Source organism: Massilia arenae, assembly GCF_008014745.1.
Lineage (GTDB): Bacteria > Pseudomonadota > Gammaproteobacteria > Burkholderiales > Burkholderiaceae_D > Telluria > Telluria arenae.
The window spans coordinates 199,188-220,183 of record NZ_VPFD01000002.1 but is presented as its reverse complement, the minus strand read 5'-3'; the positions used below and the strand labels follow the sequence as shown (position 1 = coordinate 220,183).

At 61.4% G+C, this 20,996-nt stretch carries 17 protein-coding genes; 14 read left to right on the top strand and 3 right to left on the bottom strand.

Features of this window, described 5'->3' with window-relative positions; genetic code table 11:
- Position 1 precedes the first annotated feature (1 nt).
- Genes FVD38_RS02400 through FVD38_RS02385 form a run of 4 tightly spaced genes read left to right on the top strand, consistent with a single transcriptional unit; the run spans position 2 to position 6,491 of the window.
- A complete protein-coding gene (locus FVD38_RS02400) occupies positions 2–2,824 on the top strand; it encodes a type VI secretion system Vgr family protein (RefSeq protein WP_147933366.1) in 2,823 nt (940 codons plus the stop codon).
- Between the two features lies 1 nt (position 2,825).
- Entirely contained in the window at positions 2,826–3,638 is an 813-nt protein-coding gene (locus tag FVD38_RS02395; protein ID WP_147933365.1) for a DUF4123 domain-containing protein, read from the top strand.
- A gap of 16 nt (positions 3,639–3,654) precedes the next feature.
- Positions 3,655–4,404: a DUF3304 domain-containing protein gene (locus FVD38_RS02390; protein WP_147933364.1), complete on the top strand. Its 750-nt coding sequence runs from the start codon at positions 3,655–3,657 to the stop codon at positions 4,402–4,404.
- The gene (locus FVD38_RS02385; protein WP_147933363.1) at positions 4,401–6,491 is read left to right on the top strand and encodes a T6SS phospholipase effector Tle1-like catalytic domain-containing protein; all 2,091 of its coding nucleotides are present in this window, start codon (positions 4,401–4,403) and stop codon (positions 6,489–6,491) included. The genes FVD38_RS02390 and FVD38_RS02385 overlap by 4 nt, the downstream gene beginning before the upstream one ends.
- Positions 6,492–6,574: 83 nt before the next feature.
- Here FVD38_RS02385 and FVD38_RS02380 read toward each other — a convergent pair whose 3' ends face one another.
- Positions 6,575–8,533, bottom strand: a complete 1,959-nt coding sequence (locus tag FVD38_RS02380) for an AAA family ATPase (RefSeq protein ID WP_147933362.1) — start codon at positions 8,531–8,533, stop codon at positions 6,575–6,577.
- A gap of 561 nt (positions 8,534–9,094) precedes the next feature.
- On the opposite strand from FVD38_RS02380, the gene FVD38_RS02375 reads away from it, so the two are divergent.
- On the top strand, positions 9,095–9,367 hold the full coding sequence (locus FVD38_RS02375; RefSeq protein ID WP_147933361.1) for a hypothetical protein: 273 nt from the start codon (positions 9,095–9,097) through the stop codon (positions 9,365–9,367).
- An 18-nt stretch (positions 9,368–9,385) separates the two neighbouring features.
- On the opposite strand, the gene FVD38_RS02370 is transcribed toward FVD38_RS02375, so the two are convergent.
- Complete coding sequence (locus FVD38_RS02370) at positions 9,386–9,937, bottom strand: DUF1697 domain-containing protein (RefSeq protein ID WP_147933360.1); 552 nt, start codon at positions 9,935–9,937, stop codon at positions 9,386–9,388.
- 141 nt (positions 9,938–10,078) lie between these two features.
- On the opposite strand from FVD38_RS02370, the gene FVD38_RS02365 reads away from it, so the two are divergent.
- Together FVD38_RS02365 and FVD38_RS02360 are read left to right on the top strand one after the other, a co-directional pair.
- A complete protein-coding gene (locus FVD38_RS02365; protein ID WP_147933359.1) occupies positions 10,079–10,408 on the top strand; it encodes a hypothetical protein in 330 nt (109 codons plus the stop codon).
- Positions 10,405–11,256: an HDOD domain-containing protein gene (locus FVD38_RS02360; RefSeq protein ID WP_147933358.1), complete on the top strand. Its 852-nt coding sequence runs from the start codon at positions 10,405–10,407 to the stop codon at positions 11,254–11,256. Before FVD38_RS02365 ends, FVD38_RS02360 begins: the two co-directional genes overlap by 4 nt.
- Before the next feature lie 134 nt (positions 11,257–11,390).
- On the opposite strand, the gene FVD38_RS02355 is transcribed toward FVD38_RS02360, so the two are convergent.
- Entirely contained in the window at positions 11,391–11,798 is a 408-nt protein-coding gene (locus FVD38_RS02355; protein ID WP_147933357.1) for a hypothetical protein, read from the bottom strand.
- Between the two features lie 607 nt (positions 11,799–12,405).
- Here FVD38_RS02355 and miaB point away from each other — a divergent pair.
- From miaB to glyS, 7 genes are all read left to right on the top strand, one after another.
- Positions 12,406–13,767, top strand: a complete 1,362-nt coding sequence (gene miaB / locus FVD38_RS02350) for a tRNA (N6-isopentenyl adenosine(37)-C2)-methylthiotransferase MiaB (protein ID WP_123072043.1) — start codon at positions 12,406–12,408, stop codon at positions 13,765–13,767.
- The gene (locus tag FVD38_RS02345) at positions 13,764–14,852 is read left to right on the top strand and encodes a PhoH family protein (RefSeq protein ID WP_147933356.1); all 1,089 of its coding nucleotides are present in this window, start codon (positions 13,764–13,766) and stop codon (positions 14,850–14,852) included. The genes miaB and FVD38_RS02345 overlap by 4 nt, the downstream gene beginning before the upstream one ends.
- The gene (gene ybeY, locus FVD38_RS02340; protein ID WP_123072041.1) at positions 14,827–15,294 is read left to right on the top strand and encodes an rRNA maturation RNase YbeY; all 468 of its coding nucleotides are present in this window, start codon (positions 14,827–14,829) and stop codon (positions 15,292–15,294) included. The genes FVD38_RS02345 and ybeY overlap by 26 nt, the downstream gene beginning before the upstream one ends.
- Positions 15,295–15,387: 93 nt before the next feature.
- Positions 15,388–16,266 carry a CorC family transporter gene (locus FVD38_RS02335; protein WP_147933355.1) on the top strand — a complete coding sequence of 293 codons (879 nt, stop codon included), beginning with the start codon at positions 15,388–15,390 and terminating at the stop codon, positions 16,264–16,266.
- Positions 16,266–17,855, top strand: coding sequence for an apolipoprotein N-acyltransferase (gene lnt, locus FVD38_RS02330; RefSeq protein WP_147933354.1), 1,590 nt, complete (start codon positions 16,266–16,268; stop codon positions 17,853–17,855). The genes FVD38_RS02335 and lnt overlap by 1 nt, the downstream gene beginning before the upstream one ends.
- A gap of 97 nt (positions 17,856–17,952) precedes the next feature.
- Positions 17,953–18,867 carry a glycine--tRNA ligase subunit alpha gene (gene glyQ, locus FVD38_RS02325; protein WP_147933353.1) on the top strand — a complete coding sequence of 305 codons (915 nt, stop codon included), beginning with the start codon at positions 17,953–17,955 and terminating at the stop codon, positions 18,865–18,867.
- Positions 18,868–18,882: 15 nt separating this feature from the next.
- Positions 18,883–20,991: a glycine--tRNA ligase subunit beta gene (glyS, locus tag FVD38_RS02320; protein ID WP_147933352.1), complete on the top strand. Its 2,109-nt coding sequence runs from the start codon at positions 18,883–18,885 to the stop codon at positions 20,989–20,991.
- The last annotated feature ends 5 nt before the right edge of the window (positions 20,992–20,996 follow it).

The following is a 20,996-nucleotide window of genomic DNA, read 5'->3' as shown; positions in this document are numbered from 1 at the left end:
CATGGCCACCGCATTGACGGAGCAGATCAAGACCGCATTGGCTGAGTATTCAGGCACATCCAGATTGATGAATCTGTCTATTGGAGACAGTCGTGGGGCACGGTGCGATTTTCTGGCCGAGGCTTTCTACGCTGAAGATGGGTTACAGGACGTAGGCGGTTGCGAGTTAATCGCACTTTCTCCGAGCGCATTCGTCCAGCCCCAGGCCTTGCTGGGGCAAGCGGCCAAGCTCGAACTTAGCCTGGCGGACGGCACACGGTCTCCCCTGTCCGGCGAGATCAGCGAGGTTGCGCAGTTAGGCAGCGATGGCGGCCTGGCACGCTACCGGATTCGGATCTCGCCTTGGCTATGGCGCCTAGGGCATGTCCGCAACTGCCGCGTATGGCAGGACAAGCGCGTGATCGATATCGTCGATGCGGTATTTTCCGCATATTTGCCGCTGGCACGCTGGCGTTGGAGCGACGAGACCAGTGCCTTCATGACGGGGACTCATTCGCGCAGCTATTGCTGCCAGTACCGGGAAACCGATCTCGACTTCGTCCGTCGCTTACTGGCCGAAGAAGGTTTGGGCTGGCGCGTCGAGCAGGACGATGCCGGACACGGGCTGGTGCTGTTTGCGGACAGCACCCAGGCCAGCGCCGTGCCGGAAGATGCGAGCAGCGCATCCGGTGACGGCATCCGCTTTCACGGCGCCAGCTCGGTCGAGCAGGCCGACTCCGTGCAAGCGTTGGTGTCCCAGCGACGCCTGCATGCATCGCTTACCACCTTGCTGAGCCCGGATTACAAATCGAAACGCAGCGTCAGCGCCAACTCTCCATCCTTCGTGCGCAACAATAAACTCCCAGAGTTAGAGACGTACGACGTACCGGGGCAGTACGCCTATGCCAATGGCGATCAGGCGCGGCGCTATGCCGACCTGCAGATGCAGGAAGCCGAAGCGCGCGGACAGCATTGGCAAGGCCGTTCCACGGTGCGCACGCTGCGTGCCGGAACGCGCCTGAAAGTCAGCGGCATGCCGCTGCGGCAATCCGGTGGCAGCGCGGCGTTCACCATATTGCGCGTCAGGAGCGTCGGGGTCAACAATTTGCCGCCAGCGGCCCAGCACGCACTGGCCGAGCTGTTCGGTCCCATCCCAGAGCTGCTGGGAGAAGTGATGCGTGAGGTGTCGGAAGAATTTGGCCTGGCGATCGAGCAGGCGCGCCGGACTGGTTATGCCAACTGCTTTGAAGCCATTCCTGTAGAACTGCCGTGGCGCCCGCGACTGGCTGTCAGCGCCGGGCGCAATTACACCAAACCGACGGCACACGGGTCGCAAAGCGCGATTGTCGTTGGCGCGGACGGCAGCGATCGTCCCAATGGTGCGGATGAGCTGTATTGCGATCGTCTCGGGCGTGTGCGGATCCGGTTTCACTGGCAGGATCAAGGCAATGCGAGCTGTTGGGTGCGCGTGGCGCAAAGATCGGCTGGAAGCGGCATGGGATGTCAGTTCTTGCCGCGTATCGGGCAAGAGGTGCTCGTCCAGTTTCTTGAAAATGATATCGATCGCCCGATCATCATTGGCGCGCTATACAACGGGAAAGGTGAAGGCGGCATCGCTCCGACGCCCGGTGGACAGCACACCGCGAACAAGTCGACGTCTCCGTTCGAGCGGGCGCATGACCACGCACGATCCGGGCAGGGCAATCTCGCTGGCGGCAACAGTCCTGTATGGCATGGGGCTTCGGCCGACAGCGCCGGTCACCGCAACGGCGCGGCGCAATGGGGCATCCGCAGCAAGGAATTCGGTGGCAGCGGCTACAACCAGCTGCTGTTCGATGACACCGATGCACAGGGCCGGGTGCAGCTCAAGTGCAGTCATGCCGCGAGCGAACTCAATCTTGGGCATCTGGTCCACTCTACCGACAACTATCGCGGCAGTTTTCGCGGGCTTGGGGCGGAGCTTCGTACCGATGCCTATGGGGCGGTGCGGGCAGGTGCAGGGCTGCTGGTATCGAGCTACCCGATTGTCCATGGTGCGACCGCACGCGCCCCTGCTGGCGCCAATGATGCCGGCATTGGCTTGCTGGAACAGGTCCTGAAACTGGTCGGTAACCTGCACGGCGCCGCGGCTGCTCATGAGACGGTGGGACTGGCAGCGCATACCGGTGCGGCCAAATCCGATGCCAGTGTGCTCGATGACGAAGCGCCACCCTTGCGCGCCTTGCACGCTGCACTCTCGGGCAAGGTCGACCAGCAGGGCTTCGTCAGCGCCGGATCGGGAAGGCTGCCGCATATGGCCGATCCGTTGATCGCGTTCGTCGCCAAGGAGGGGCTCGGCGTCAACGCCGGGCAAAGCCTGCAGCTCACCAATGGCGAGACCTGTTTACTCATTGGGGGCGACGACGCGCAATACGTCAGCGGCGCCCGGATGCGGGTGCATTCAGGCCAGGCGATCGGCATGCTCGGCGGTGCGGCAAAGCAGGAGGCTGGCCAGCCCGGCCTGCAACTGATCACGGCGCGGGATGGCATCGATGTCCAGGCACAGTTCGACGGCGTGACGGTCCAGGCACGGGACGACGTCGACGTGGTCAGCGCCAACGCCCATATCGAATGGGCTGCGGCAAAGAGCATCTCCTTGAGCGTCGCCGGCGGCGCCAACATCACGATCGACGGTGGAAACATCGTCGTGCAGTGTCCAGGAAAGTTGGTGGTCAAAGCGGGAAAGAAGAGTCTTTCCGGACCGGAGAAATTGGGATATCCGATGCCGGCCCTGCCACGCAGTATCTGCCTCGAATGCCTCAGGAAATCGCTGGCCGCAGGGCCGGTGTTCACCATGGTGGAGTGACATGCTGATCGCACCGTTTGTGGATAGTTGGATGGACGAGTTGTGCGCCCGTACGCGAGACCTCGCTGCTGGACAGCGGCTGCATTTGTTGATCGACGGTGCTTTCGTTCCCGGGCTGCATCGGAGCATCCATCCAGACCGGAAAATCATGCTGTTCGCCTCGCTGCCGGGCTGCAGCGAAGAGGCGCTGGATCTGTCGTCGTTCCTGATGCCATTCGATCCGGAGGATGCATCTGCCCGACGCATACTGCAGCGCTGCAGCGGCTGGCCCATGGTCAGCGTGATCCGGACGCACGAGGATCTGGGACAGCTCGCTGCGAGGATAACGGCATGGACAGTCGTCGAAGCGGATGGGCAGCGGTTTCATTTGCGCTTTGCCGATACACGGCGGATTCCGGCAATCGTCCAGGCGCTGGATCCAGGTCAGCGCGCGCAGCTTCTCGGTCCTGCGACGAGTTGGGCTTGTGTCGCTCGCAGCGGTGCCTGGCAGGAGATTCGGCTCGACGGTGCCGATGCAGAGGTCGCAGCTTTTCCTGTGCTGGATGCGCGGCAGTTCGCGATGCTAGTGGAAGACAGTCTTATCGACGAGATGCAGGCGCTGTTCATGCGGCGTCATCCGGGGCCGTTCATCCCGGCATGGCAGGGATATGAAGTGCTGACGCTGGCGCTGCAGGTGGCGGAAAAAGCGCGATTAAAAGAACCGGCGCTGCTGGACTGGTGCGAGTTCCTGTGGCGGGAGGGACAAATCGAAACGCCAACGACTGCCGCAGACAATTTTGCCAATTGGCAAGCGACGCAAGTCGATCGAGCTTGAAAGGAGCGGTGATGCCATGAGTGGTAACAAAGTATTCCTGGTCGTACTGGTACTCATTTCGACGGCTGTCTATGTCTTGGCGCGTGAGGAAGAGACTGTTGGCGTGAGTCTGCACGGTGTGAATCATACCGACGAGACGTTCAGCTTCTATCTCAGGGATCCGGAGAATCCGGAAATGATCAGCGGCGGCAGTGGTTTGATCGATCCATATGGTGCCAGCGGAATCACCTGTTGCGCCGTGTTGCCACGCAAATGGCACCCTGGGCTGAAGTTGAAAATTCACACGACACACTATTTAGAAAAGCAGTCTGAAGGCACCATCCCGGAGATAAAGGAAGTTGTCGAGGCTGAAGTTCCCCAATATGTCGACGGCAAGCCGGGAGAGATATGGGTGCTGCGTAAAGCCGATGGCAAGGTAGAAGTGGTCTCGAGCGATTATCAGCCTGATCACCCCAATTGGCCGGGAGCGATCAAAGGGTGGCCGGTGCCATCCATCGAGTATAGACGTGAGCGATGGGAACTGCATCGAAAGCTAACCGCCCACGAAGTGAAAATTTTCACTGAAGCATTGGAGGAGTTGGAAACCTCCCCGCTAACCCAAACAAGACAGGATTGGGAGTCAACCAAGTCACATTCCCCTTATCGGCTAAGCGGGTTTAGTGGTCCTGATGATCCACTCTATATAGCTGAGCGCAAGATGCGCTACGCTGAAGCGTTGGAGTCAAGCAAACGAGACCTGCAAAGTATCATGGAGGCCAAGCCATGAATACTCAGCTGTCGCCGTCCGTCAACGTGAATTTTACCAATGTCTCGCTGAAAGAAAAATTCTTCGGCCAAGAAGAGATCGAAACGATCAAGGCCCACGAAAATAGAGAGAATTCTAAAAAAGGTCAACCTAAAGATTCCTGTACAACGAACCTGTTTTTCGGATTCTTTTTCGATGGCACCAAGAACAATTATGTACAGGCTGAAACCGCAAGGAATCACTCCAACGTGGCTCGGCTATATGATTGCTATCCTGGATTAAGCGTTCCTGGCGTACTCCCAAAAACGACCGACTGGGTAACGGACGCGAGCCAATATACGAATTTTTTTAAAGTCTACGCCCCCGGTGTCTCTTCTCCATTCAAGGAAGTCGGCGATAAAGCCGACTGGCTGGACGAGCCGTTTGGCGCTGCCGCAGGTCGCATGGGTGAACGACGAATTCTATGGTCACTCGTGCAAGCTATCAATAACGTCCATCGCTACTTCCTGAAAGTCCCCTTGGTACAGTCACCAGAGATGGACGCCATGTTCCGGGACATAACCCTGAATAAGAGCACGCGCAGGAACATGACGGGCAAGTTGCCGCCGATGACGTCCAGCTTTGGCAAGAAAGGAGTACCAGCCGATCGCATGGCCCGGGCAGTATTCGAGCGCATCCTGGGTCGTCTGCATAAAGCCATAGCCCAGCACTGGCCGGATTGCCATACCGGACGACCGCCGAAGATCAGCCCAGCAGTGGTCAAGACAATCTACATCTCGATCTTCGGATTTTCACGCGGTGCGACGCAAGCGCGCGCCTTCACCAACTGGCTGCAGTCCTTGTGCGAGCTCGATGCCCAGCTTAGTGGAAAATCCGGCGGCATGTCGCTTGGTGGATTCCCAGTCCAGTTCGATTTCTTGGGTCTGTTCGATACCGTTGCGGCGATTGGAGTGGGAAATACCCTGGGTGGTTCAACCGGCCACGGCGCGTGGGCGGACAGTGAGGACAGCCTGCGTGTTCCAGCAAATATCCCATGCCTTCATCTGGTCGCAGCCCATGAAATCAGACGCAGCTTCCCGGTCGATTCGATCTCGGTAGGCGGAAACCTTTCATCACGTCATGAGGAGATCGTGCTGCCGGGAGCACACTCCGACATAGGCTGCGGTTATTGTCCAACCGAACAGGGCCGGGGTACCGATCCAAACGGGGACGACATGCTGTCGAGAATTCCACTCTTGATGATGTACAGGACCGCGCGAGTAGGCGGCGTACCGCTGAAGCTCGAACTCGCCAGCACATCGGCCAAATCGAGATTTGCGCTGACCAAGAAAGCCATTGCAGATTTCAACGCGTATATCGCCACATGCGAGGTCAAGACAGGCCCACTGCACCTGATCATGCGTGAGCAGGCGCGGAAATGCATCGAATGGCGCCTCTGGCGCCGCGTCAGCAGCGCACATCCGCTGCAGTCCAGCGAAAGCTTTTCCAAGGCGTCCAATTTCGACAAGAACGATTTGTACAGCGCCGCCCTGGAATTCGAAGATGAGATCGAGAAATTCACTGAATGGAGACGCGAAAAAGGCGCGCACACGCTATTCAGGGCACAGCATCGAGGCTTCAACAACGACCATGAATCGGAATGGCTCGAAATCGCCACGTGGTGGAAAGGCGAACTTTCAGTAGCTCCCTGCGTCGTGACTTTCTTCGACAATTACGTTCACGATTCGCGGGCCTGGTTCAAGCTGAGACCGGGCAATCCCGACAGTGAGGACAAGGCCCACAAGGAATTGCAGGGCTGGCAGCGAAGACGTGAGCTGGATGAGGCAAAGGTCAGGCTACCTACGCTTGCGGGCAAGTCCGATTACAAGGTCGCCTCGGACCGATTGAGCCCGGAACAGCGGCGAGCTGTCGATGAATACAGGAAAACGAAAGCCATTCCGCGCATGTCCACCACTGGACGCGAGCCTTGGGAGTCATCCATCGCCTGGCTTGCAGGCGCCGGCTATCTGCGCTTCAGGAAGATCTACGGCGGACACGATTCGGTTTTGCTATCCGCAGTCGACGCGTCCGCATCCGACCACCATCCCGACTATATTGCACCAGCATGATCAGCTCACCACACATTCCCCCTTTACAAACAAAAACCCGTCCGGCTTGCGCAGGACGGGTTTCATGAAAACGAACGTGCTGATCAAGCAGCCACTTCTTCCTCGCACAAAGTCAGCTTGGCCGCCCGATGCCCATGCAACTGCGGCATCAACAACTCACTGCGTTCTTCCAACAACGCAAACACCTCATCCTTCGACAACACATACTGCTCCAGCAACGTATCCTTGAGCGACTCCATCACCAGCTTGTAATCGCGGATCGAATCGAGCGTGTAGCTATACAGCGCATCCGCCTTCTCTTCCACCAGGCGCACGGTGTGCTCGCCGCTGGCTTCCTGCCCCAGCTGGCTGTAATCGATCTTAGAGCGCGAATACATCGACAGGCGGCTCACCATCAGGTTCAGCATCTTGGTGATCTTCTCGATATCGTTCTGGCTGCCGACCGAAATACCGCGCGCGCCATAAAACATCTCTTCCGCCGCCACGCCGCCGTACAGGCCGACCACGTCACGCTCCAGCTCTTCCAGGGTGCGCAGCGACATGTCTTCGCCCGACTGCAGCACATACCCCAGCGCGCCGATCTTCGACACCGCTTCGGTACTGATCTTGAGCAGGTGTGACTTTTCCTTCACTTCGGCCAGGCTGAGACCGGCACGCAGGTGCGGATCGATCTGCATGAAGAAGTGACCCAGCTCGTGCAGGGCGATGCGCTCGCGCTGCTTGTGCTTCTCGGCCGTCGTCGCGCGGTCGGTCAGGCCGATGGTGGCGCGTTCATAGGCGCGGAACATCAGGTTGGTGTTGATGATCGTCTTTTCCTGGATCGACAGCATGCTGGCGCGCTCGACCACGGTTTCCAGCAGCGCCGGGCTCAGGTTCTGGGTGATCTCGGCCACCTGGTCCAGGTTCAGGTCTTCCCAATCGACCAGGCCATCCTTCTTGCGTCCCAGGAAGCTGCGCAGCAGTTCGCGGCGCTCGGCCTTGTTCGGCAGGCGGAAGTTGATCTTCACCGAGAAGCGGCGCAGCATCGCTTCGTCCATTTCCGTCGTGTTGTCGTCGAAGTTCGAGGCGACGATCCAGATCACGCCCTGTCCCTTGTCGCTCTTCACGCCATCCAGCAGGCCGAGCATGGTGTTGGCGGTGTCGTCTTCCCATTTCTTTTCGCTGCGGCCGCGCGGCATGAACAGGCTTTGCGCTTCATCCAGGAAGATGATGCACTTGCCCTTGGCGCAAGCCTTGCGGTACAGGGCGTTCAGGGCCTTCGAACCGCCGCCGACATAGCCCGACTCCAGCGCCGAACCCGAGGCCGAGATCATCGGCATGTCGAGGCGCTTGGCCAGGTAGCCCACCAGCTTGGTCTTGCCGGTACCCGCAGGCCCGGTCAGCATCACATTGAACGGCTTGTCGATATTGTGCGACTGGTATTCCGCACGGTTGCGGATCATGTCTTCCAGGTGCAGCACTTCCTGCTTGATGTCGTCCATGCCGATCAGGTCGTCCAGGCTGCCCTTGAGCTTGTCCGGGGTGATCATCGATGCGCTCGTCCCCATGCCAGGGATGCCGAACTTCATCACATACAGGACCATCAGCACCAGGATGATCGGGAAAGCATTGCGCTTGAGGAAGTCGCCGGTCTGTTCGAGCATGCCCACACCCTCGTCCATCACCGCCTTGTGGCTGGCCAGGAAATCGTCCTTGGCGATCGAATACGGAATCGCGTTCTTGAGCAGCACTTCGCGCTCGAGCGACAGGTGCGAGGTGCTCGGCACCTTCACCACGTGCAGGCTCGCCGCGTCCTTGAATTTATAGATGTAGCGCGGCGCCTCCGACAGCGGATGCGCGATCAACAGGTAATCCAGGCGCGCCTTCTGCTCGGCCAGCGACGTGATCTCGGCAATGTTCTGCGAGTGGAGCACCGGGCTTGGGTCTTGCGGCACATCGGACTTGAAGATCGCCAGCGCCACCAGCATGCCCAGCAGGATAGCGGACAGGATGCGGACGTAAACGTTCTTGAATGCAATCTGAAGTCGGGCGAAGTTGGGCATCTGGTTACTCGTCGAAAGGTGCGTCGTGCAAAAAGTGGGGCTGCTGTTGCCGTATCGCGGAAGGCGGCGAACGCGGCGTCGGCCAGGGCCGAAGGTTTCAGACGTGTTGGTTGGGACGTTGCTGTGATGCCCGAGGGCAAGGGGATAAGGAGACTATACATTCAAAAAAAACCGCGGTGAATACCTCAAGGATAAAAAAATGCGGAATTTGATGATGATGAAAAAGCTGATAACGTTTTTAATTATTCGAGTGACAGCAATAATGATGAATGTGCCAATCAATTGACGATTTCTTGCGAAATTCGCATTATCACTCTGCCCAATCCCGCATTATATTTACTGCTGAGCGCTGTTTATTTACCACAGTCAACTTTTGCCTTGAGTGAACGCAAGATGCTCGCATCTTTCAGCAAAAACATGACTTCTTTCTACAACTCATGGATTCAAATGCGCGCAACGTGGCTACGGATTTGCTATGCTGATGTAGCAAGACGGCGACCGCGGATGAAGTTCCAACTTGTCCAAAGCTCGGTGGCATTTAGCTTGTAAAGAGGAATGGCTATGAACAGACTTGCTTTGACGGCGGCGCTTGCGCTCTTCCTCGGCAACGCAGCCCAAGCCGCCGTTATCGATCTTGCTCCCGGCAGTGGCGTCGGCGCCGCTCCGGCCCCGCAGGCGGTGCACGACCTGGCCGTCACGGGCCACACGCACATCGTCACTCCGCCATCCCACCTGTCCGAGCTGCCCGAGCCGGACGTGTTCGCGATGATGCTGGTCGGCCTGATCCTCATCGGCTACCGCGCGGGCCGCGACAGCAGCGACAAGTTCAAGTAGGCGGCCGACAACGCCGGGTCAGCACCCGGCCTGATGGCTGCACAAGCCGTGCAGTTTGGTGATTGTGCGCCAGTTGCGCGAGGTCGTGCCGTCGCCCAACTGTTTGCCAAGGGCCGCCGCGGCGGCACTGTCGAGCACACCTTCAGGACACCAGACATAGGCGGCGCGGCGGCCGATCGCCAGCGCCTCGGGCTGCCAGTCCTGGCCGCACAGGCAGGCCGCCACCTCGCGCTGCGGCTCGCCCGCCAGCAGGAAGGCGAACAGGCGCGCATGATCGTCGGCCAGGTCCAGCAAGGGATTGTCGTCGATGATGTCGGCCAGCTCCTGGTGCTCGAGCACGAACACGCGCGCCGCCACGCCAAGGCGCAGCACCATCGCTTCCTCGAGCGCCTGCGCCGCCTGGCTGGAGGGCACGTCGGCGTCGAAGATCACATTGCCGCTATTGAGCAGGCTGCGCACGCCGGTATAGCCCAGGCTTTCGACCAGCTTGCGCAGGTCGGCCATGGCGATTCGTTTGGCGCGGCCGACATTTACGCCGCGCAGCAGAGCAATGTAGCGTTGGCTGGTCATGGGATCATGGTAACGTGGGGCGGGCAATCGGTGCGCGCGTCTTGACGCATATGGCAGGTGGGACAGACAAACGATGACCGATGCTTACAGATATTCAGCCGCGCCGGTGATAACATCGGCGCTGAATTGAATGGAGGTAATATGAGCGATGACCACGCGATGGTCCCCGTGACCCAGGCAACGCCGGGCATGGTGCTCTCGGACGAGCTGCTGGACAATCAGGGCCTGGTATTGCTGGCCAAGGGCGCCGTCCTCAGCGAGGCGACCATCGCCTCGCTGCAGCGTCACCATATCGAGGCGGTGCCGGTGGCCCGCGTCGAAGCGCACCGCGCGCCGGACGAGGCGGCGGTCGTCGCCCGGCTCGACCACCTGTTCCGCAAGCACGATCTCGAGGGCGACAACGACTGGGCCGGCAAGCTGCTGCGCCTCTACGTCGAGGATTACCGCCTGGAACGGCAGGTGGCGCCATGACGACCACATCGGCGATCACCTCCGAACAGCTGGTCCAGGGCCTGGAAGACCTGCCCTCGCTGCCCGCCGTCGTGATGGAGCTGCTCGGCAGCATCGACCAGGAAGACGTCGACATCTCGGTGCTGGCCCGCAAAGTATCGGCCGACCAGGCGCTGACGGCGAAGACGCTGCGCCTGGCCAATTCGTCGGCCTTCGGGTTGCAGGTCAAGGCCACCACGATCCAGCAAGCCATGACCTATCTGGGCTTCCAGGCCACGCGCAACCTGATCATGGCGGCCGCCATGACGGGCTGCTTCCCGAGCGGACGCTGCCCCAGCTTCGACGACAAGGGTTTCTGGCGCCTGTCGATCGCCACCGCCGCCTGCGCGCGGGTGCTGGCGCGCCATATGCGCTTCAACCAGGACGTGGCGTTCACGGCCGGCCTGCTGCACGGCATCGGCCGCCTGGTGCTGGTGACGCGCTATCCCGAGCAGTACGATGCCGTGCTGCGCGAACGCAAGCGCCTCGATGGCGACCTGCTCGACACCGAACGGGCGATGCTGGGCGTCGACCACCTGCTGGCCGGCGCGGCGCTGGCCGAGCACTGGCAGTTCTCAGGCACGATGCAACAGGCGATCGCCTTTTATCATGCGCCGGAAACGCCGGGAGCCGGCTTCCTGGCCACCATCGTCCATGTGGCCAATGCGGTGGCGCATGCGCTCGATCTGGCCGGCGACGCGGACGAGCTGGTGCCTGCCGTGTCCAGCGTGGCCTGGACGGCGCTCGGTTTGTCTGAGGAAACATGGCTGCACGTGTTCCGCGAGACGGAACTGCAGTACGAGGAAATGACAGCCATCCTGATGGCCTAGGCCGCAGGACGGTGCACGATGAATCGATAGAAAACTAGTGCGTAGTGCGGCGCCGCGGCCGGAAGGCCAGCGTGGCGGCGCCGCAGCCCGCCAATACCGAAGGCATGACAGATGCGGCTGTCATGCCCACGGCATCAGTGCGCATAGTTGCCGGAGGTCTTATTCGACGCTTCGTTGGTCTGCGCGCCCTGGCCTTGTGGCTGGGGTTGCTGCTGGGCGGCAGCGGCTGCGGCCTGTGCAGCTTTCTCTTCTGGCTTCGGACGACCCTGGGCATCCGACAGGCGGTACTTGGTGCGGCGGTCGCCCATCAGGTCGCGCAGGTCGCGGATGCTCATCCCGGTCACTTCGTGCATGCGGATCAGCAGCGAGGCGCCGACCGGCAGGCGGTGGTGGCGGATCTTGCTGATGACCGGCGGCGCCACTTCCAGCATGCGCGACAGGGCGGCGTCGTTTTTCAGCTGCATCTTGCCGAGCAGGATGTCCAACAGATGGTTCGGGTTGTAACTTTCCTGCGAAGATAGAGCGTGATGTTGTTGTGCCATGATAATTACCTCACGAGTTTGGTTAAAATAGTTCCCTTACGAACTTTTGTTAAAGACTACATTTCGTCAACATAAGTTCCCGGAACTTGTTCAGGGATTAAACAGCCCTAATCTGAACATTCCCTTAAGAATTCCGGCCCACAGTGCTCCATGTTTCTTTCCACATACGCACTTGTCTTTCAAACAAATTATCTGCCGCGTACGCTAGTGCGATGACGAACCGGCGCATGTGACTCCTTGTCGGAAATCAAGCTATCGTGTGGAAAGCTTGTCACGTTTGCATTTCAGCACATGGGGCTCAATTGTGGCGCACGCAAGAGATTTCTTGGATAAATTTTGTAAATCGGAATCCACTCAGAAGTCATTGATTTACATAGGGAAACACTTCATGACAGCTAGGCTATGTGTCATGAATAATAAAGTATGTTCGCTAGCGGACATTTAACAATCTGAGTATAAATACAATTACTTTAGGTAAAGAAATTAACCATTCCGCGCGGCACTAAAATGGCCACATCCGTGGCCAAACAGGGTCATTACCAAAGTACGGTAAACTGGCCTCGCCCATACCTTGTCGATGCCGCGCTCGCCCCCAACTAGCAATTCCATGCAAAAAAAAGTATTCATTAAAACCTTCGGCTGCCAGATGAACGAGTACGACTCGGACAAGATGGTCGACGTCCTTGGCGCCTCGGATGGACTGGTGCGCACCGACACGCCGGAAGACGCGGATGTGATCCTGTTTAATACCTGCTCGATCCGCGAAAAATCGCAAGAAAAAGTGTTCTCCGACTTGGGCCGTATCAAGGAACTCAAACGTAAGAAGCCGGAGCTGGTCATCGGCGTCGGCGGCTGCGTCGCGTCGCAAGAAGGCGACGCCATCGTCAAGCGCGCACCCTACGTCGACGTGGTGTTTGGCCCGCAGACCCTGCACCGCCTGCCCCAGCTGATCCAGGACCGGCGCCAGTCGGGCAAGGCGCAAGTCGACATCAGTTTCCCCGAAATCGAGAAATTTGACTTCTTGCCTCCGGCTAAGGTCGAAGGCCCCATCGCGTATGTGTCGATCATGGAAGGCTGCAGCAAATATTGCAGCTACTGCGTCGTGCCCTACACGCGCGGCGAGGAAGTCTCGCGCCGTTTCGAGGACGTGCTGACCGAAGTCGCCGGCCTCGCGGCCCAGGGGGTGAAGGAAATCATGCTGCTGGGCCAGAACGTCAATGCCTTCCGCGGCGCCATGGAAAGCGGAGAGACGGCCGACTTCGCGCTGCTGCTCGAATACATCGCCGAGATTCCCGGCATCGAACGCCTGCGCTTCGTCACCAGCCACCCAAAGGAATTCAGCCAGCGCCTGATCGACGCCTATGCGCGCATCCCGCAACTGGTCAGCCACCTGTACCTGCCGGTGCAGCACGGCTCCGACCGCGTGCTCAACGCCATGAAGCGCGGCTATACCGGCCTCGAATACAAATCGATCATCCGCCGCCTGCGCGCGGTGCGCCCGGACATGACCTTCTCGTCCGACTTCATCGTCGGTTTCCCGGGCGAGACCGAGGCCGATTTCGAGGCCATGATGAAGCTGGTCGAGGACGTGAACTTCGACAATAGCTTCAGCTTTATCTTCAGCAAGCGCCCCGGCACGCCGGCCGCCAACCTCGAAGACGATACCCCGCACGAGGTCAAGCTGGCGCGCCTGCAGCGCCTGCAAGCCCTGATCGACCTGAACACCCGCAAGCACAGCGCCGCCATGGTCGGCACCGTGCAGCGGGTGCTGGTCGAAGGCGTCGCCAAGAAGGATGCCACCCAATTGCAGGGCCGCGCCGAGAACAACCGCGTGGTTCTGTTCCCGCTGGACGAGACGAATGCCTCGCTGATCGGCCAGCTGGCCGACGTGCGCATCGTCGCCAGCCACGATTACTATTTGCGCGGCGAACTCGTCGCCAACCTCGATACGATAGCCAAAGCCAGTTGAAAACACAGCCAACCCTGCCCTCGTACTTCATTCCCGAACCGCTCGACAATACGCGGCTCGCCCACCTGTGCGGCCCGCTCGACGAAAACCTGCGCCAGATCTCGGCCGCGCTCGACGTCACGGTATTCCGCCGCGGCGAGAAATTCATCGTTAGCGGCGCCAATGCCGGGCGCGCCGTCGAATTGCTGGAACGCTTCTATGCGGTCGCCAACAAGGTCGTGCCGATCGAGGAGGTGCAACTGGCCCTGGTCGAGCAGCGCGCCGGACTGAAGCCGCGCGCCGGCGATCCCGATGCCGCCCCGGCTGGCAAGGCCGACGCCCCTGAGCAAGCCGAAGCCGACGCCGTACCGGAAAGCCTCGAGAGCCCGATCCTCAAGACCCGCCGCAGCGACCTGCGCGGCCGCACGCCGCACCAGATCCAGTACCTGAACGCGGTGCTGAACCACGACATCAGCTTCGGCATCGGCCCCGCCGGCACCGGCAAGACCTACCTGGCCGTGGCCTGCGCCGTCGACGCCCTCGAGCGCGACGCCGTCAAGCGCATCATCCTGACCCGCCCGGCCGTCGAGGCCGGCGAGCGCCTGGGCTTCCTGCCGGGCGACCTGGCGCAGAAGGTCGATCCTTACCTGCGTCCGCTGTACGACGCGCTGTATGACCTGCTGGGCTTCGACCGCACCCAGAAACTGTTCGAAAAGCAGGTGATCGAGATCGCGCCGCTGGCCTATATGCGCGGCCGCACCCTGAACCACGCCTTCGTGATCCTGGACGAAGCCCAGAACACGACCGTCGAGCAGATGAAGATGTTCCTGACCCGGATCGGCTTCGGCAGCAAGGCCGTCATCACCGGCGACGTGACCCAGGTCGACCTGCACAAGACCCAGCGCAGCGGCCTGGTCGACGCCATGCACGTGCTGAAGGACGTGCGCGGCATCGCCTTCACCCAGTTTTCGAGCGCCGACGTGGTGCGTCACCCGCTGGTGGCACGCATTATCGACGCGTATGACAAGGATATGTCCGTCCAGGAACTGGGCGCCCTCCCCAAACCGACCCCGGTGAAACATGCAAGAAAAAAAACATCCCCTTGAGCTGGAAGTCCAGTTCGCCGATACCCGCCTGGAAGGCGAGATCACCGAAGCCAAGCTGCAGCGCTGGGTCGAGGAATCCCTGCTCGGCCCGGCCGAGCTGACCATCCGCTTCGTCAATGCCGAGGAAGGCCAGGCCCTGAACAAGGCCTACCGCGGCAAGGACTACGCCACCAACGTCCTCACCTTCGCCTATAACGAAGAAGAGGAACTGGGCGAGGACGACCCGACCCAGGCCGACATCGTGCTGTGCACCGACGTGCTGCAGCGCGAGGCCGAGGAACAAGGCAAGACGGTCGAGGAGCACACGGCCCACCTGGTCGTGCACGGCGTGCTGCACGCCCAGGGCTGGGACCACGAAAACGAGGATGACGCCGAAGAAATGGAGCAGTTCGAGCGCGACATCATGGAGGTGCTGGGCTTCCCGGATCCGTACGCGGATTGAGGTAAGCGGACGGGTGCGCACTCGTGTAAATACTGGTCGCACCCCTAATTGGTGTATCCTACACCCCATTGCAACAACGGCTTCCCGCCAACTATGCCCGAGTATCCCAGTGACGTCCGACCGGACGCCAAACCCCACAGGTCACTGCTTGAACGGCTGACCGCCTTCATCTCCCCCGAGCCCGAAAATCGCGCAGAGCTCCTCGAAGTGCTGCACGATGCCCACGAACGCAACCTCCTCGACGCCGATGCGCTGTCGATGATCGAGGGCGTGTTCCAGGTTTCCGACCTGTCGGCGCGCGACATCATGGTTCCCCGTTCCCAAATGGACGTGATCGACATCACGAAACCGATCGAGGAATGGATGCCCAATGTGCTCGAAACCGCCCACTCGCGCTTCCCCGCCATCGAAGGCGAGCGTGACAAGGTGGTCGGCATCCTGCTGGCCAAGGATTTGCTGCGTTATTACGCTGAAGAATCTTTCGACGTGCGCACCAAACTGCGCCCGGCGGTCTTCATTCCCGAATCGAAACGCCTGAACGTGCTGCTGCGCGACTTCCGCGCCAATCACAATCACATGGCGATCGTGGTCGACGAGTATTCCGGCGTGGCCGGCCTGATCACGATCGAGGACGTGCTCGAGCAGATCGTCGGCGACATCGAGGACGAATACGATTTCGATGAAGAAGAAGACAACATCATCTCGATCCGCGAAGGCCAGCACGGCCCGCGCTGGCGCGTCAAGGCGCTGACCGAGATCGAGCAGTTCAACGAGGAACTCGGCACCGAGCTGCCGGACGACGAAGTCGATACCATCGGCGGCCTGATCGCGAGCCACCTGGGCCACATGCCTCACAAGGGCGAAGTGGTCGACCTGCACGGCCTGCGCTTCGAAATTCTGCGCGCCGACGCACGCCAGATCCACGTCCTGCTGGTCGAACAGTTGCCATCGCCTGAAGACGACCGCGACTGATGCTGCGCCGCTGGACCCAGACCACGACGGCGGCGCCCGAATTGGCCCAACGCGCCGCGCTGCGCGGCGACAAGCCATCCGCGCTGCTGCTGCTCATCGCCGCGCTGGCCGGCGGTTCTTCCATCCTGTCGTTCCAGCCCTTCGGCTGGTGGCCGCTGCAATTCCTGTCCCTGGCCTGGCTGTTCTACCAGGTCGGGTTGAAGAGTTCGGTCAAGCGCGCGACCCTGATCGGCTGGGCCTTCGGCTTCGGCTGGTCGGTCGCCGGCATGCACTGGCTGTCCGTCCTCATGACCCGCTTCGCCCACCTGCCGGTGCTGCTGGCGGTGGTGGCGATCATCCTGCTCGGCCTGTACATGGGCCTGTTCGCCGCTTTCACTGCCGGCGTCGCGACCTGGCTGCGCAAGCGCTGGTCGCTGCCGGTGGCCGCCTTCCTGCTGCTGGTGCTGCCCACGCTGTGGGGCGTGTCCGAATGGCTGCGCGGCTGGGTGTTTACGGGCTTCCCCTGGGCCTCGTCGGGCTATGCCCACGACCTGGCGCCGCTGGCCGGCTTCGCGCCGCTGATCGGCGTCTACGGCCTCGGCATCCTGGCCGGCGTTGGCGCCGGCTGCATCGCGATGCTGACCCAGCGCGCACGCTGGCCGGCGATCGGCCTGCTGGCGGGCTTGTTGCTGGTGGGCGCCGGCTTGCGCACGGTCGAATGGACCCAGGAAACGGGCCAGCCGATCACCGTGCGCTTGCTGCAAGGCAATATCCCGCAAGACAGGAAATTCGATATGGAATTCCTGACCAGCATCGTGACGCGCTACCAGGCCATGATCACGGCGGCCCCGGCCGACCTGATCGCCACGCCTGAAACCGCCCTGCCCGTCTTCCCGCACAATCTGCCGGACGGCTACCTGGACGGCCTGCAGCGTTTCGCCACGACCACCGGCAGCACGCTGGCGATCGGCCTGCCGTTGTTCGACGGTCCGGAAAAATACGGCAACAGCCTGATCGCGATGAGCCCCGAACCGAGGCCATATCGCTACGACAAGGCGCACCTGGTGCCGTTCGGCGAATTCATCCCGCCGGGCTTCCGCTGGTTCACCGACATGATGAACATCCCGCTGAGCGACGCCACCCGCGGCGCCGCGCTGCAGGCCCCGTTCGCGGTGAAAGACCAGTGGGTGCTGCCGAATATCTGCTACGAAGACGTGTTCGGCGAAGAAATCGCCTACCAGCTGCGCAATGCGCAGCATCCGGCGACCTTGCTGCTGAACGTGTCGAACCTGTCGTGGTACGGCCAGTCGGTGGCCATCCCGCAGCACCTGCAGATCTCGCGCATGCGCACCCTGGAGACGGGCCGTCCGATGCTGCGTTCGACCAACGACGGCGCCACCGCCGTGATCGACCACCGCGGCAATATCACGCAAGTGCTGCCGTTCTATACCGACGGCGTCCTGAGCGCGACCGTGCGCGGCGCGAGCGGCATGACGCCGTTCATCCGGCTCGGCAGCGCGGCCTTCCTGATGCTGGGAGGCGTGATGCTGCTCGGCGCGTGGTTTGCCGGCCGCCGCTATCGTCGTAACAACGCCCAATCGAATAGCTGAGTTGAAATCGCCCCCCAGAGGGGCGCAAAAATTCAGTAGAATTAGTCATTTAGCAAACATACCGTGTTCGCGGCCCACTAGCCCCGTCCCATTCGAGATGCTCACATTCCAACAAATCATCCTCACCCTGCAGTCCTACTGGGACAAGCAGGGCTGCGCACTGCTCCAGCCCTACGACATGGAAGTCGGCGCGGGCACCTTCCACACCGGCACCTTCCTGCGTGCGATCGGCCCCGAGCCGTGGCGCGCCGCCTATGTGCAGCCGTCGCGCCGCCCGAAGGATGGCCGCTATGGCGAGAATCCGAACCGCCTGCAGCACTACTACCAATTCCAGGTCGCCCTGAAGCCCGCGCCCGAGAACATCCTCGATCTCTACCTCGGTTCGCTCGAGGCGCTGGGACTGGACCTGAAGAAGAATGACGTGCGCTTCGTCGAGGACGACTGGGAAAGCCCGACCCTGGGCGCCTGGGGCCTCGGCTGGGAAGTCTGGCTGAACGGCATGGAAGTCACCCAGTTCACCTATTTCCAGCAAGTCGGCGGCCTCGATTGCAAGCCGGTGCTGGGCGAGATCACCTATGGCATCGAGCGCCTGGCCATGTACCTGCAGGGCGTCGAGAATGTCTACGACCTGGTGTGGACCGAGTGGGAAGAGAACGGCGAGAAGAAAAAGCTCTCCTACGGCGACGTCTTCCACCAGAACGAAGTCGAACAGTCGACCTACAACTTCGAGCATTCGAACACCGACATCCTGTTCCAGGCTTTCAATAACCACGAATCCGAAGCCAAGCGCCTGGTCGAGCTGCAACTGACCCTGCCGGCCTACGAGCAGATCATGAAGGCCTCGCACAGCTTCAACCTGCTGGACGCGCGCGGCGCGATCTCGGTGACCGAACGTGCCGCCTATATCGGCCGCGTGCGCACCCTGTCGCGCCTGGTGGCGCAAGCCTATTACGATTCGCGCGAGAAGCTGGGCTTCCCGATGGCACCGAAGACCGAACCAGCTGCAGCGTAAAGAACAGAACAGACCATGAACCAAACACTCCTCGTCGAACTGCAGACCGAAGAACTGCCGCCGAAGGCGCTCGTCAAGCTGGGCGCGGCCTTTGCCGCCGGCATCTCGAATGGCCTGAAGGCCCGCGACTTCCTGGAAGCCGATAGCAGCGTCACCACCCACGCCACCCCGCGCCGCCTGGCCGTCACGATCACGAACGTGCGCGACACCTCGCCCGACAAATCGATCCGCGAGAAGGTGCTGCCTGTCTCCGTGGCCCTCGATAAGGAAGGCAATCCGAGCGCACCGCTGGCCAAGAAACTGGCCGCGCTGGGCTTCCCCGACCTCTCCGTCGACCAGCTCGAACGCGCCCAGGACGGCAAGGCCGAAAGCTTCTTCTACACCTATACGGCCGCCGGCAGCGCCTTGGCCGGCGCCCTGCAGGACGTGCTGGCCGAGACGGTGGCCAAGCTGCCGATCCCGAAGGTCATGAGCTACCAGCGTCCGAGCGGCGACACCGTGCAGTTCGTCCGTCCGGTGCACCTTTTGATCGCGCTGCATGGCGACCAGGTGCTGCCGCTGTCCCTGCTGGGCCTGGCCGCCGGCCGCACCACAATGGGCCACCGCTTCCTGTCGCATGGCGGTCCGATCACGATCGGGCACGCGAACGACTACGCGCAAGTGCTGGAGAACGAAGGCAAGGTCTTGTCGTCGGCCGCAGCGCGCAAGGAAAGCATCCGCACCCAGCTGCTCGAGAAAGCCGGCGCCGACCAGGTGCTGATGCCCGAATCGCTGCTGGACGAAGTGGCGGCCCTGGTCGAATGGCCGGTAGTCTATGAATGCCGCTTCGAGGAAGAATTCCTGGCCGTGCCGCAGGAATGCCTGATCCTGACCATGCAGACCAACCAGAAATACTTCGCGCTGACCGATAACGAAGGCAAGCTGCGTTCGCGCTTCCTGATCGTGTCGAATATCGCGACCGACGCGCCCGAGTCCATCGTTGGCGGCAACGAGCGCGTGGTGCGTCCGCGCCTGTCGGACGCCAAGTTCTTCTTCGAGCAGGACAAGAAAAAAACGCTGGAGTCGCGCCTGCCGCAACTGGCCAACGTGGTCTACCACAACAAGCTGGGTTCGCAGGCCGAGCGCAGCGAGCGCGTCACCAAGCTGGCGACCTATATCGCCACCCGCCTGGGCTTCGACGCGGCGCTTGCCGAGCGCGGCGCGCGCCTGTCCAAGGCCGACCTGCTGACCGACATGGTCGGCGAGTTCCCCGAGCTGCAAGGCATCATGGGCACGTATTACGCGCGCCACGATGGCGAGCATGACGAGGTCGCGCGCGCGGCGTCCGAACACTACCAGCCGCGCTTCGCCGGCGACGCCCTGCCAGCCACCAATACCGGCCTGGCAGTGGCCCTGGCCGACAAGCTGGAAACCCTGGTCGGCATCTGGGCCATCGGCCTGCAGCCGACCGGCGAGAAGGATCCGTTCGCGCTGCGCCGCCACGCGCTGGGCATCGTGCGCATGCTGGTCGAGAAGCGCCTGCCGCTGTCGATCGCCGACATGCTGGCCGACGCGATGACCACCTTCGCCGACGAACCGGCGCGCTTTGACTCGCTGCGCGATCCGCGCGTCGAAGTGACCGCCTTCATGCTCGACCGCCTGCGCAGCATGCTGCGCGAGCGTGGCTTCTCGCCGAACGAGGTCGAGGCGGTGCTGGCCCAGAATCCGGACCGCGTCGACGACGTGGTGCAACGCCTGGAAGCGGTGCAGGCCTTCGCGGCGCTGCCCGAGGCAGCCTCGCTGGCCGCCGCCAACAAGCGCATCACCAACATCCTCAAGAAGAACGAGGAAGCGATGCCGAAGGATGCCGCGGTCGACCCTGGTCTGCTGCAGGACCAGGCCGAGAAGGACCTGGCGGCCGCCGTCACCCGCGTGCAGCCCGACGTCGATGCGGCCTTCGCCGCGGGCGACTTCAGCGGCACGCTCAAGACCCTGGCCCAGCTGCGCGACCAGGTCGACGCCTTCTTCAACGACGTGATGGTGATGGCCGACGACGTCAAGCTGCGCAACAACCGCCTGGCCCTGCTGGCGGTCTTGCACGGCATGATGAACCGCGTGGCCGACATCTCGAAGCTGGCGGCATAAGATGG

Bases quoted from the DNA above. Each gene is read 5' to 3' on its own strand.
- FVD38_RS02400 (WP_147933366.1), top strand. From the start codon at position 2: ATGGCCACCGCATTGACGGAGCAGATCAAGACCGCATTGGCTGAGTAT.
- FVD38_RS02395 (WP_147933365.1), top strand. From the start codon at position 2,826: ATGCTGATCGCACCGTTTGTGGATAGTTGGATGGACGAGTTGTGCGCC.
- FVD38_RS02390 (WP_147933364.1), top strand. From the start codon at position 3,655: ATGAGTGGTAACAAAGTATTCCTGGTCGTACTGGTACTCATTTCGACG.
- FVD38_RS02385 (WP_147933363.1), top strand. From the start codon at position 4,401: ATGAATACTCAGCTGTCGCCGTCCGTCAACGTGAATTTTACCAATGTC.
- FVD38_RS02380 (WP_147933362.1), bottom strand. From the start codon at position 8,533: ATGCCCAACTTCGCCCGACTTCAGATTGCATTCAAGAACGTTTACGTC.
- FVD38_RS02375 (WP_147933361.1), top strand. From the start codon at position 9,095: ATGAACAGACTTGCTTTGACGGCGGCGCTTGCGCTCTTCCTCGGCAAC.
- FVD38_RS02370 (WP_147933360.1), bottom strand. From the start codon at position 9,937: ATGACCAGCCAACGCTACATTGCTCTGCTGCGCGGCGTAAATGTCGGC.
- FVD38_RS02365 (WP_147933359.1), top strand. From the start codon at position 10,079: ATGAGCGATGACCACGCGATGGTCCCCGTGACCCAGGCAACGCCGGGC.
- FVD38_RS02360 (WP_147933358.1), top strand. From the start codon at position 10,405: ATGACGACCACATCGGCGATCACCTCCGAACAGCTGGTCCAGGGCCTG.
- FVD38_RS02355 (WP_147933357.1), bottom strand. From the start codon at position 11,798: ATGGCACAACAACATCACGCTCTATCTTCGCAGGAAAGTTACAACCCG.
- miaB (WP_123072043.1), top strand. From the start codon at position 12,406: ATGCAAAAAAAAGTATTCATTAAAACCTTCGGCTGCCAGATGAACGAG.
- ybeY (WP_123072041.1), top strand. From the start codon at position 14,827: ATGCAAGAAAAAAAACATCCCCTTGAGCTGGAAGTCCAGTTCGCCGAT.
- FVD38_RS02335 (WP_147933355.1), top strand. From the start codon at position 15,388: ATGCCCGAGTATCCCAGTGACGTCCGACCGGACGCCAAACCCCACAGG.
- lnt (WP_147933354.1), top strand. From the start codon at position 16,266: ATGCTGCGCCGCTGGACCCAGACCACGACGGCGGCGCCCGAATTGGCC.
- glyQ (WP_147933353.1), top strand. From the start codon at position 17,953: ATGCTCACATTCCAACAAATCATCCTCACCCTGCAGTCCTACTGGGAC.
- glyS (WP_147933352.1), top strand. From the start codon at position 18,883: ATGAACCAAACACTCCTCGTCGAACTGCAGACCGAAGAACTGCCGCCG.